We start from the raw sequence: 11,830 nt of genomic DNA, 5'->3' as shown, positions 1-11,830 counted from the left end.
GGGTGAGAGAGGCGGCCAAGCTTGGGGGAGTACAAATTAGTACGCTTGGGGTTGGGGTGATATTTGGCGTTTGCTCAGGGGGGCGCCGACGTGGATCTGTGTTTGCGGGTGGGGCAGTTGGGTTACTTGACCGTATGGACACCGCATGCGGCGGTCATCAACGACTCTCCACAGCCGGCGATCCCGGAATCTGTGCGCGAAGTCTTTCAACAGCGCTGGGCCGGACTGTTGACCAGCGATCCTGCCTATAACCAGAATTTGTCATTGAACGATGCGGGCGGATTCAAGCTGGCCGATGCCCAGTTGTCTTGGCGGCCTTTAGCTTGGCGGCCTATGCCGGTGATTCTCGCGCAGCCGTGTGATGTGCACGGTTGCGGTCACTATCGGGTCATACAGCCCTTGAGTGCCCTCAAGCGTGAAGGGATGGTTGACGGCGCCTTGACGTTTGGTGTCCCGAGCGTGTTGCACCTTGAGCGTTATAAGCCAGACACGCTGGTCATGCAGCGTCCTCTCAGGGAGGTCGATCTGGCAGCCGCGCGGCAGATCAGTGTATTCAGCCGGGCCTTTAAGGTGTATGAACTGGACGACTATGTCCCCAATCTGCCAGTCAAAAGTGTGCACAAAACCTCCATGCCCAAGGATGTGATGCGTTCGTTGCGTCGCGGGTTGTCGTATGTGGATCGTTTCGTCGTATCCACTGAGGCGCTGGCTGAAGCGTTGAGCGGTTTTCATCACGACATTCGGATCGTAAATAATCGCCTGGACATGGGCTGGTGGGGTGAACTGCCTGTCAGTGCGCGAAGAACGTCAGTCAGGCCGAGGGTTGGCTGGGCAGGCGGCGCGGGGCATACCGGCGACCTGGAAATGATCGTGGACGTGATCAAGGCGCTGGCAGATGAGGTGGACTGGGTGTTTATGGGAATGTGTCCAGACAGACTGCGCCCTTATGTGAGGGAGTTTCACCCCGGCGTAAGGATTGATCTGTACCCGGCGGCGCTGGCACGACTTAATCTGGATCTGGCAGTCGCGCCGCTGCAAGATAACCTGTTCAACAGCTGCAAAAGTAATTTGCGGCTTTTGGAGTACGGCATGTGCGGCTATGCGGTGGTGTGCAGTGACAGTATTGCGTATCGCGGGGATTTGCCGGTTACGCGGGTCAGGAATCGCTTTCGTGACTGGGTGGATGCCATTCGCATGCATATCAATGACCTTGATGCGACTGAGCGGGCGGGGGATGCCTTGCGTGACCGGGTGCGCCAGGACTGGATGCTAGATGAGATCGGTCGTGAGCAATGGCGCAGCGCGTGGCGGGTGTAGTGTTTGTAATCGCTGACGAGGAATGAAGGATGCGTTCGGCGGTGTAGCCGTCGTAAAACCTGACACCCCGAGTTTTCCCATTTTGCGACCGCTTCGCGCTCGATCGCAGCCTTCGGCAGCGGCTACAGGTCAAGGTGTAGCCGCTGACGAGGAACGAAGGCTGCGATCGGCGGCGTAGCCGTCGTAAAAATCTGTCACCCCGAGGCGTCCCATCTTGCGACCAGCGCGGATTAATAGGTACTGCTCACCACACCGATTCCTGTCACTTGAGCATCAATGACCTTGCCGCTGGTCACATTCTTTACCCGAATAACGTCGTCCTTGCGGCCATCAGTCAGTGCTTCGCCTTCAGTGCTCGCCTGTATGACGCCATGACGGGCTTGCATGGCCACCTGCTCACCACGACGCACCAGCCAGGGTGAGGTCAACATCTCCTGCCTCAGCGCCTGATGGGCGCGGATACGACGCTTGGCGCTCAAACCCTCGACCTGATCGATACGGTTGAAAAACCCTGAATCCTGCTTGCCCACCGGCACTTCTCGCAGGGCAATCATCTGCCGCGTAATCGGCTCTTCACGCTCCAGCACCTGATCCGCCACCACAGCCTTGATCCATACAGTGGCTTGGGCTGTGACGGTGATGGACGAGTCGGGTTGCCCGACGCACGTCAGTCGTATGCGCTTGCGACCCAGTATCGATGAAGGCTTTTGTTCGGCTTCAACCTGTAATGGGTGCGGGCACGGATGGTTCGGTAAGTCGCTGGGCAGAGCAAACACTTTTTGCGTGAAACGAAGCCCATTCCAACCTTGAGCAGAGGCCTTTTCGCTGAGTCGCTGGGTGAAATATCGATGCACACCCTCGTCAATTTGAGCGCTGAAGGCGTCATCCGCACTCACTGCTTCGGGCACCTGCAACAGAGCGATCAAACAGGCGGCGGTGAAAGCGGAAATAGCTTTTCCGCATCCTTGGGTGCGCCGTCGAAAAGGCGGAAGTGATACGGCGTCAGTTCGGTCTCTCGATTTCATAAAAGTCTTTTAAATCAATGGTCTGGAATGGTTGCAGCGACTAGGCACAGTTCCTGCAATTCAGGCTTGCGAGCTGAACATTGATGAAAGGTGTCGGGCAATGAGTATACGGATAGAAGACGCGATGGGGGTGCACATGCGCGCACTGGGTTTGCATATGCAACGCAGCGAGATTCTGGCAGCCAACCTGGCCAATGAAGACACCCCCGGGTTTCAGGCGCGGGATCTGGACTTTGCCGCCGAAATGCGCCGACGCGGATCGTCACCGTCGGGTGCTGAAGGTCTCGGCGCTCAATTGAAGTACCGCGTGCCCGCCCAGCCCTCTCAGGACGGCAATACGGTGGAGTTGAGTGTGGAGCAGGCCGCCTTTGCCAAAAGTGCAGCGGACTTCCAAACCAGCCTGACGTTTCTTTCCATGAAATTTCGAGGCCTTAAACAGGCCATCGAAGGACGCTGATCATTATGGCTTTTGACGCGATTTACAAAATTGCCGGTTCTGCGATGAACGCTCAGACCGTGCGACTGAATACGGTGGCCAGCAACCTCGCCAATGCCGACTCTGCGGCGGGCAATGCCCGGGATGTTTCCCAGTCGCGCAAGCCGGTATTTGCCGCCCTGTATGGCAACGACCAGTTGACGCGCGGTGTCGGCATGGGCGGGGCGCATGTTCAGGTACTGGATGTGGTGGCCTCGGGCCGCGAGCCGCAGAAGCGTTATGAACCTGACCATCCCCTGGCAGACCGTAGCGGCCATGTGTTCTATCCCGACGTCAACGAGATCGAAGAAATGACCGACATGATGTCGGCCACCCGCAGTTTTGAAACGTGGGTCGAAGTCCTCAACCGGATCAAGAGCATGCAGCAAGGGCTGCTCAAGCTGGGAGAAGCGTAATGAGCCAGATTCAGAACGACACGCGCAATACGCCGCCACCCGGTGACCAGGTCAACGGCAATTCTGATGCCGACGAAATACAGAACACTTTCATTCAGTTGATGGTGGCGCAGATCCGCAATCAGGACCCGACCAAGCCGGTGGACAGCAGCGAGTTTCTTAGCCAGTTCGCGGCCATGTCGCAGGTTCAGAGCCTGGAGAAAATGTCGGCACTGACGCAAAACAACATGGTGTTGCTGGAGAACCTGCAATACCTGAGCGCTGCCAGCCTGGTGGGGCAGATGGTCAAGGTGCGGGTTGAAGAACTGGATCTCACCGACCAGAAAGTTGAGGCCCAGATTGAACTGGAACACAGCGCCAACGAGTTGGTGGTGACCCTCACCGATGAAAATGGTGTCGAGACTGAAATTGCATTACCTGCCAGTGGGCCGGGTCGGGTGGAGTTCGAAATCGACCCCGTAGCGCTGGGGCTCAAGCCCGGCAAGTATGAGATCGAAGTCAAATCCAACACGGACGAAAGCTTTGTCGTGGAAGCCAAGGGCAAGGTCAACAGTGTGCGCCTGAGCAGTGACGGGCCGGTGTTGAACATCGCCGGTGTGGGCGATGTGCCGTTCTATGAAATTACTGAATTCAGTGACGCTTCGATGTTCAGCAACCTGATGTTGCCCGGGCAAAACCCGGCGCAGCGCTCCCTCAGCCAATCGATACAAGGCCCGCGCCATGAGTTTTAACATTGCACTTACCGGCTTGAATGCTGTGACCGAACAGCTCAATACCATCAGCCACAATATCGCCAACGTGGGCACCACCGGTTTCAAATCGTCGCGTACCGAATTCGGCAGTTTGTACTCGGGCACTCAGGCCATGGGGGTCAGTGTCTTGGGCCATACCCAAAGCATGAGCCTGGGCGGCGCGCACGTCGGCACGGGTGACAGCCTCAACCTGGCCATATCGGGCGGCGGACTGTTTGTGACTCGCAGTGCCAGCGGCGATATCAGTTACACCCGTGCCGGTGCATTCGGTAAAGACAGTGATAACTATCTGGTGGATGCCAGCGGTCAGTATTTGCAAGGTTACACGGTGGATGCGGCGGGCAACTTGCAAGTCGGCACGGTGGGCGATCTGCGTTTGCAGACCGGTAACTTGCCCGCCAAAGCCACCGACGGCATTGAATTTGTCGCCAACCTGGATGCAGGCAAAGACCCGGTCACGGTCACGCCGTTCGATCCGGACAACCTTGAGTCGTATACCGACAGCCAGACCACGGCGGTGTATGACTCTCAAGGCAAACAGCACTCATTGACCCAGTACTTCGTCAAAACCGGGGACAACACCTGGGAAGTCCATTACGCCGTGGACAAAACCGTCGTGGGGGGCCCTGAACCGATGGTCTTCGATGAACGCGGCGGTTTAGTGACCCCGTTGGGCCCGGTGAATATTTCGTTTCCCCTGCCCGGTGTCGAGGCCATGAGCATTGACATCAATTACACCCGCAGCACCCAGAGCGCGTCGGACTTTGTGGTGACGACCAATGACCCGAGTGGGTATGCCGCGGGTGAAAACACCGGTGTGACCGTTGAGAAAGACGGCATGGTCTACGCCACCTACAGCAACGGCGAGCGACTGCTGCAAGGGCAAGTGGTATTGGCCAACTTCGCCAATCCCAATGGCCTGAAAAACGAAGACGCGACTCGCTGGAGTGCCACAGGCGAGTCGGGCAACCCGCTGATCGGTCCGCCGGGCACCGGATTGTTTGGCGAGTTGACGGCCGGGGCGCTGGAAAGCTCCAACGTCGACATGACCCAGCAATTGGTCGGGCTTATGGAAGGTCAGCGCAACTATCAGGCGAACAGCAAAGTGCTGTCCACTGACAAGGAACTGACCCAAGTGCTGTTCAACGCTATCTGAGGCTGACCCATGGACCGCTTGGGCTATACGGCAATGACCGCCGCCAGTCGAACGATGACGGCGCTGAGTGTGCGTTCCAACAATCTGGCCAACGTCAACACGCCGGGTTTTCGTGCCGATCTTGAACAGGCCGTCAGTGAGCCGGTTCAAGGCTATGGCTATGAAAGCCGGCATCTGACCCGGGTTCAAGGCAACGGCGTGAACATGGCGGCGGGTGCGCTGATGGCCACCGGCCGTGATCTGGATTTCGCCATCAAGGGCGCAGGTTTGATCGCCGTTCAGGGCGATGAAGGCGAAGCCTATACCCGCCATGGCAGTTTGCAGGTTGATGCCGACATGCAATTGACCATCAACGGTCGGGCAGTGCTGGGCGAGGGTGGCCCGATTCAGTTGCCGGAGTTCGACACGGTGCACATTGCTGCCGATGGCCGGATTTCGGTATTGCCTCGCGGCGAGCCACTGATGGTTGAAGTGGACCAGATCAAACGTGTCGACCTCACGGCTGGGCAATTGCAAAAAAACAGTGCCGGGTTGTTGGTGACTCGCGACGGTGCTCCCGCTGCGGCCGATGACAACGTCGTGCTGGCCGCAGGCTTTCTGGAGGCCAGCAACGTCTCGGCGATTGATCAGTTGGTGGGCACCATGAGCCTGAGCCGGCTGTTCGAAACCCAGGTCAAGATGATGAAAGCCGCCGAAGACTTGTCGTCGGCGGGTAACAGCATGATTCGCGCTTGATACTTACAGGACATACCACATGAGTTCTGCACTCTGGATCAGCAAAACCGGGCTTGCCGCCCAAGACAAGGCCATGTCCACCGTCGCCAATAACCTGGCGAACGTTAACACCACCGGTTTCAAAAGCGATCGGGTGGTGTTTGAGGATTTGTTCTACACCATTGAAGTGCCGCCCGGCGCCCAGGCCGATGCGGTCAACACGGTGCCCTCGGGTATACAACTGGGCAGCGGGGTGCGGGTGGTGGGCACGCAAAAAGTCTTCACCGAAGGCAGCGCGCAAACCACCGGGCAACCGATGGATCTGGCCATCAGCGGGCCTGGGTTCTTTCAGGTCGAGTCCGCCAATGGCGATATTTACTACACCGAAAGCGGTCAGTTACAGCTCAATGCCGAAGGCATGCTGGTGAACACCCAGGGCTTGCCTTTGTCTCCGGCCATCGAGCTGCCGGTCGGCCATAAAAACTTCAAGGTGGGCACCGACGGCATTGTTACCGCCGAACTGCCGGGCGGTGCAGGCCCGGTCGAAATTGGTCAGATCATGCTGGCCAACTTTGCCAATCCGTCGGGGTTGCTGGCATTGGGTGGCAACCTGTATCAGGAAACGGTTGCCAGCGGTGAGCCGGTCGAGGGTATTGCTGGCGAGGATGGCTTGGGCGTCATCAAGCAGGGTCAGCTGGAAGGGTCAAACGTTGAAGTGGTAGAGGCGATGGTCTCGATGATGGCCATTCAGCGTGCTTATGAAGCCAATGCCAAGGTGCTGGATGCTTCATCCGGCATGTTGCAGTTCCTTAACCAGACGGTCTGAGCAGTTCAATGCGTAATTTTATCCTGTGTGCGCTGGGGGTGGCCCTTGCTGGTTGCCAAAGCTTGTCGGAGTTGTTACCCGACGAAGACTCCAGCGCCTACGAGCCTTTACCACTGGATTACAGCGTACCGCCCGCCAAAGGTGGCGGGCTTTATCGCCCCGGTTACGTAGGCTCGTTGTATCAGGACAAACGCGCGTTGAGGGTCGGCGACATTCTGACCATCGTCCTGGATGAGTCGACTCAGTCGAGCAAAAGCGCGGGTACCAGCTTTGGCAAATCCTCAAGCATCGGCATTGATACGCCCACCGTGCTGGGTAAAGCCTATTCCGGTCTGGAAACTCAAGTGAATGCCGAGCGCGATTTCAAGGGTTCGGCCAAAAGTTCTCAGCAAAACACCCTGCGCGGCTCGATTGCCGTGACGGTACACAAGGTGCTGCCTAACGGCACGTTGCTGGTCAAAGGTGAGAAATCATTACGCTTGAATCAGGGCGACGAGTTCATTCGGCTGGCCGGGCTGGTGCGTCTAGATGACATCAACCGTTACAACCAGGTGTCGTCGCAAAGCGTGGCCAATGCGCGGATTTCCTATGCAGGGCGGGGCGTACTCAATGACAGTAATTCGGCGGGTTGGTTAACCCGTTTTTTCACCCACCCCATTTTCCCCCTGTGAGTGGAATGCTTATTTATGCGATGCGCGCTGCTAACCCTGTTGATGCTCTATAGCCTCTTGTCGGACATGCCGGCGCTGGCCACACCCTTGATGGACCTGGTTGACGTTGAAGGGGTTCGCACCAATCAGGTGATCGGTTATGGCCTGGTCGTGGGTCTGGATGGCAGTGGTGATAAAAGCCAGGTCAAGTTCACCAATCAGTCAGTGGCCAACTTGATCAAACAGTTCGGCATTAACTTGCCGCCTAACGTTGACCCCAAACTCAAAAACGTCGCGGCGGTCACCGTGACGGCGTCGATCCCGCCGTCTTACAGCCCCGGCCAAACAGTTGATGTCACCGTATCTTCGCTGGGCGACGCGAAAAGCCTGCGCGGGGGGCAGTTGCTCATGACGCCGCTGCTGGGCGTGGACGGTGAAGTCTATGCACTGGCTCAAGGCGCGCTGGTCGTGGGCGGTGTCAAGGCAGAAGGCCGCAGTGGCTCCAGCGTTGCGATCAATAGTGCCAACAGCGGTTTGATCGCCAACGGCGCCACCATCGAACGGATGATTGCCAGTGATTTCAGTGAGCGCAGTGAGGTCATGCTCAACCTGCGCCAACCGAGTTTTCAGACGGCCAGCCATGTGGCTCAAGCGGTCAACCAGCAGTTCGGCTCAGGCACCGCTACCGCCTTGAGCGGGACGCAAGTGTCGGTGCGTGCGCCGCTGCCGAGCAACCAGCGCATCAGCTACATGGCCCTGCTTGAATCCATTGAGGTGCAAGAAGGCCGGACGCGGCCCAAGGTGGTGTTCAACAGCCGCACCGGCACCGTGGTGGTCGGCCAGGGCGTGCGCGTCAAAGCGGCCGCCGTGAGCCACGGCAACCTGGCCGTGACGATCAGCGAAACCCCGCAAGTCAGTCAGCCCGGCGCATTGTCGGGCGGTCAAACGGCGGTGGTGCCGCGCTCGGATGTCTCAGTCAATCAACAGCGCAACCCGATGTTTGCCTGGCCTGACGGTGCCGACTTACAAAGCATCATCAAGACCGTCAACAGCTTGGGTGCCACCCCGGATGATGTGATGAGCATACTTCAGGCGCTGGAAACCGCCGGTGCCCTGAACGCCGAACTGATCGTGATTTAAGGCCGATTCACCATGAGCATTCCCCCCGTCTCACCGCAGCATCACGCAGAGCCAAAGCCGCCTCAGGACATTGCCATTGCGCGTCAGGCCCGTCTCGAAGACGCCGCCGAGCAGTTTGAAGCGATGTTTTTGCAGCAAATCCTCAAGCAAATGCGTAAGGCTGGCGACGTGTTGTCAGAAGGCAGCTCAATGCGAAGCCGCCAAGGCGATACCCTGCGCGAGATGCATGATGAAGCGTTGGCCCAAACCCTGGCCACCCATCGGCAAACAGGCATTGCCGACCTGCTGGTCAAGCAATTGTCTCGGGGCGAAGCTGCCCCTACAGACCCTGTACACGTCGGGCACAGGGACTTGCCGCCAGCCCCAGCCGCGCCACAGATGGCCGACAGCCTGTTTACCCCGATTGTGAACACCTGGCAACGTGGCGTAGACACCGTGACCCGGGGTGCAGCCCAAATCATGGCGCTGGTTGAGCGGGTGATCGCGCATGAATCCTCCGGGCAGGTGTCTGCGATATCGTCCAAGGGTGCGCGCGGGTTGATGCAGTTGATGCCGGACACCGCCCGGGAAATGGCGCAGGAACTGAAGGTGGATTTCAACGAACAGCGCCTGATCACCGATGGCGCCTACAACAAGCGCTTGGGCGTCGCCTATCTGGACAAGCTGCTCAAACGCTACGAGGGCGCTACCGTGCTGGCCGTAGCCGCCTATAACGCCGGGCCGGGGCGCGTGGATGACTGGCTGAAGGTCAACGGCGACCCGCGACAGGGTCAAATCAGCGTCAGCCAATGGGTGGAGCGGATTCCGTTCGCAGAGACGCGTAACTACACCCGTTCGATTCTCGCCGATCTTGAGCCACCAGCAGTCCCTCTGGCGGCTGCTGTTTCGCCGCCAACCCCCGCTGATTCAACCCTGAGCGCAATTGTCCTTAAGCGCTTGCCCGATTCAGTCGCTTTAGAAGATCAGTCGCTACTTCCATTATCAGCACTGCGGGTGCATTCAGTTCTGCGGCGTTTGCCCCGAACATGCGTCTGGTGCGCAAGGAGATTGAATCGTGAGTTTGATGAGTCAGATTGGTTACTCCGGGATGAATGCCGCGCAAATTGCGCTCAACACCTCGGCGCAGAACGTTGCCAACATGTTCACCCCCGGCTATAGCCGTTTGACCGCGCAGATGGGCTCGCTGGCCGGCACCAGCAATCAGCAGGTCGGCGGCGGGGTGGCCGTCACCAACGTGCGGCGCATGAGCGACGACTTCAAAACCCAGCAACTGTGGCGGGCGACCACTGACATGCAGTATTACCAGGCCGGGCAAGACTATCTCAGCTCTCTGGAAGGTGTCATGGGGGGCGAGGGGTCGAACATCAGTACAGGTCTGGATAACTTTTACGCCGCCCTGAGCGCCGCCAGCGACAGCCCCGGCGACATACCGCAGCGTCAGCAGGTACTGAATGAAATGCGCAACCTGAGCCAGCGTTTCAATGGCCTCAACAGCAGCATCAACAGCCAGCTCGATGCCCTGCATGCACAGCGCACGGCCATGGGCACCGAGATCAATGGCCTGGCCAATAACCTGGCGTTGCTCAACAAAAAAATCGTCGAAGCCGAGTCCACCGGCGGTGACAGTTCGGCCTTGCGCGATCACCGCGAGTTGCTGGTAGGCGAACTGAGCAAATTTACCGATGTGCGCGTCAATGAAGCCCGTGATGGTTCTCTGACCATTTCCCTCAATAATGGTCAGCCGCTGGTATCGGGCAGCACGGCTGGCCAGTTGTCCGTCACCACCAATGCGGCGGGCGAACAGGAAGTCGCGTTGAGTTTTGCCGGCAACACGTTCCCGCTCAGGCAGGACAGTCTGGGCGGTTCATTTGGCGGGCTGTATGACGTTGAACACAACAACTTGCTGCCAGCCCGCGAAAGCCTTGTGCAAATGGCCGAAGAGTTGACCCGTATGGTCAATGACACGCTGGCCACCGGCTACGACCTAAACGGCAATCCTGGTAGACCGTTGCTGACGTTCAACGCGGGCAGCAGCAACCTGCTGCAAATGAATGATGTGACGCCCGAAGAATTGGCGTTTTCCGGTGTGCCCAGTGACAACGGCAACAACCAGGTGCTGCTGGACCTGATCGAGTTGAAAAACAAGAAGGTCACCATCGGCGGCAGCGAAGTCACCCTCAGCGAAGCCTACAGCGGGATGCTGGGGGACGTGGCCAGTGCCAGCCGACAAAATCAGGCTGACCTCACTTCCGCCACGGCTGTTGCGGTAGAAGCCCAGAGTCAGCGCGATGCGGTGAGTGCCGTCAGCGACACCGAAGAAGCGCAAATGATCATGGAATACAACAAAGCGTTGCAGGCCAACATGAAAGTCGTGCAAACGGCTAATGAGTTGTTTGACACCATTCTGGCTTCCGTTTAAACCCGGCCACAAGGCGTACCCCAATGCGAATCAGCAACGCGCAAACCAGTGCGATGATGCACAACAACATGAACCGCAACAGCCAGGCCATTGCCCAGTTGCAAGCCCAGATCGGCAGTGGCTTGCGCATTCAGAAGCCCTCTGACGATCCGATTGCCAGTGCCCGTCTGCTGCGCATCCAACGTGAGCAATCGAGCCTGGGCCAGTACAACGAAAACATCGGCAAAGTGTCGGACAACCTTAAATTGCAAGAGACCTATGTGCAGTCAGGGTCGGATGCTATGGGCAGCATTCGCGACCTGCTGCTGTGGGCGGGTAACGACACCAATAGCCCTGAGGATCTGTCTGCCATCGCCACCCAGCTGTCCAGTCTTGAAGACAGTCTGGTCAGTTACTTCAACGCCAAGGACGAAGCCGGAAACTATGTGTTTTCTGGCACGCGCAATGATGTGCCCGCTGTCACCTTTGACCCGGCCACAGGCACCTACAGCATGACGGGCAATGATCAAGAACGTGAAGCAGTGGTCGGCAATGGCGTGCTGATTGGTGATAACGTCACCGCCCAGCAGATGCTCGGGCCTGATGCGGACTTCCTCAATGACTTGCATAGCCTGGTCGAAAGCCTGAAAAACGCCCCCAACGACCCGGCCACTCGCCAGCAACTCAAGGACACCCTCGAGCAACTCGATGTGACCCACGGCCACATGATGGGTGCGATAACCGACATGGGCGGTCGCCAAAACACACTGACCCTGCTTGCCGAAAGCAATGCCGACGTGTCCCTGGCCAATCAGAAAGTGCAGGGCGACCTGTCCCAGCTCGACATGGGCGGCGCCTTCCTGGCGGTGCAGGCGTATGAGCTGTCAATGCAGGCCAGCCAGAAAGTGTATAGCCGCATGGCAACCATTTCTTTGTTTGACCTGATGTAAGCGGGAAGGTC

General features: G+C 58.1%; 12 protein-coding genes and 1 pseudogene. 12 read left to right on the top strand and 1 reads right to left on the bottom strand.

Annotation, left to right across the window (positions count from 1 at the left end; all coding sequences use genetic code 11):
* Window positions 1-87: 87 nt before the first annotated feature.
* Window positions 88-1,317 (top strand): annotated as a pseudogene (locus ACI7MX_RS22090) (hypothetical protein); the annotation flags it as partial.
* Window positions 1,318-1,547: 230 nt separating this feature from the next.
* On the opposite strand, the gene flgA reads toward ACI7MX_RS22090, so the two are convergent.
* On the bottom strand, window positions 1,548-2,213 hold the full coding sequence (gene flgA / locus ACI7MX_RS22085; RefSeq protein ID WP_405591787.1) for a flagellar basal body P-ring formation chaperone FlgA: 666 nt from the start codon (window positions 2,211-2,213) through the stop codon (window positions 1,548-1,550).
* Between the two features lie 229 nt (window positions 2,214-2,442).
* On the opposite strand from flgA, the gene flgB reads away from it, so the two are divergent.
* Genes flgB through flgL form a run of 11 tightly spaced genes read left to right on the top strand, consistent with a single transcriptional unit; the run spans window position 2,443 to window position 11,819 of the window.
* Window positions 2,443-2,799, top strand: coding sequence for a flagellar basal body rod protein FlgB (gene flgB, locus ACI7MX_RS22080; protein ID WP_405591789.1), 357 nt, complete (start codon window positions 2,443-2,445; stop codon window positions 2,797-2,799).
* A 5-nt stretch (window positions 2,800-2,804) separates the two neighbouring features.
* A complete protein-coding gene (flgC, locus tag ACI7MX_RS22075; RefSeq protein ID WP_405591792.1) occupies window positions 2,805-3,233 on the top strand; it encodes a flagellar basal body rod protein FlgC in 429 nt (142 codons plus the stop codon).
* The gene (locus ACI7MX_RS22070; protein WP_314485787.1) at window positions 3,233-3,964 is read left to right on the top strand and encodes a flagellar hook capping FlgD N-terminal domain-containing protein; all 732 of its coding nucleotides are present in this window, start codon (window positions 3,233-3,235) and stop codon (window positions 3,962-3,964) included. The genes flgC and ACI7MX_RS22070 overlap by 1 nt, the downstream gene beginning before the upstream one ends.
* Window positions 3,954-5,141: a flagellar hook protein FlgE gene (gene flgE / locus ACI7MX_RS22065; protein WP_405591797.1), complete on the top strand. Its 1,188-nt coding sequence runs from the start codon at window positions 3,954-3,956 to the stop codon at window positions 5,139-5,141. Before ACI7MX_RS22070 ends, flgE begins: the two co-directional genes overlap by 11 nt.
* A gap of 9 nt (window positions 5,142-5,150) precedes the next feature.
* Window positions 5,151-5,876, top strand: coding sequence for a flagellar basal body rod protein FlgF (locus ACI7MX_RS22060; RefSeq protein ID WP_314485791.1), 726 nt, complete (start codon window positions 5,151-5,153; stop codon window positions 5,874-5,876).
* A 19-nt stretch (window positions 5,877-5,895) separates the two neighbouring features.
* On the top strand, window positions 5,896-6,681 hold the full coding sequence (gene flgG, locus ACI7MX_RS22055) for a flagellar basal-body rod protein FlgG (RefSeq protein WP_314485793.1): 786 nt from the start codon (window positions 5,896-5,898) through the stop codon (window positions 6,679-6,681).
* A gap of 8 nt (window positions 6,682-6,689) precedes the next feature.
* Entirely contained in the window at window positions 6,690-7,352 is a 663-nt protein-coding gene (gene flgH, locus ACI7MX_RS22050; protein WP_405591801.1) for a flagellar basal body L-ring protein FlgH, read from the top strand.
* A 42-nt stretch (window positions 7,353-7,394) separates the two neighbouring features.
* The gene (locus ACI7MX_RS22045; RefSeq protein WP_405591829.1) at window positions 7,395-8,471 is read left to right on the top strand and encodes a flagellar basal body P-ring protein FlgI; all 1,077 of its coding nucleotides are present in this window, start codon (window positions 7,395-7,397) and stop codon (window positions 8,469-8,471) included.
* A 12-nt stretch (window positions 8,472-8,483) separates the two neighbouring features.
* Window positions 8,484-9,629 (top strand): transglycosylase SLT domain-containing protein, encoded by a 1,146-nt coding sequence (locus tag ACI7MX_RS22040; RefSeq protein WP_405591804.1) that lies wholly within the window; start codon window positions 8,484-8,486, stop codon window positions 9,627-9,629.
* A complete protein-coding gene (gene flgK, locus ACI7MX_RS22035) occupies window positions 9,526-10,890 on the top strand; it encodes a flagellar hook-associated protein FlgK (RefSeq protein ID WP_405591807.1) in 1,365 nt (454 codons plus the stop codon). The genes ACI7MX_RS22040 and flgK overlap by 104 nt, the downstream gene beginning before the upstream one ends.
* 23 nt (window positions 10,891-10,913) lie before the next feature.
* Window positions 10,914-11,819 carry a flagellar hook-associated protein FlgL gene (flgL, locus tag ACI7MX_RS22030; RefSeq protein ID WP_405591810.1) on the top strand — a complete coding sequence of 302 codons (906 nt, stop codon included), beginning with the start codon at window positions 10,914-10,916 and terminating at the stop codon, window positions 11,817-11,819.
* The last annotated feature ends 11 nt before the right edge of the window (window positions 11,820-11,830 follow it).

This window comes from Pseudomonas sp. 2024-210 (genome assembly GCF_045062345.1).
Lineage (GTDB): Bacteria > Pseudomonadota > Gammaproteobacteria > Pseudomonadales > Pseudomonadaceae > Aquipseudomonas.
This window is presented reverse-complemented; position numbering and strand designations above follow the sequence as displayed.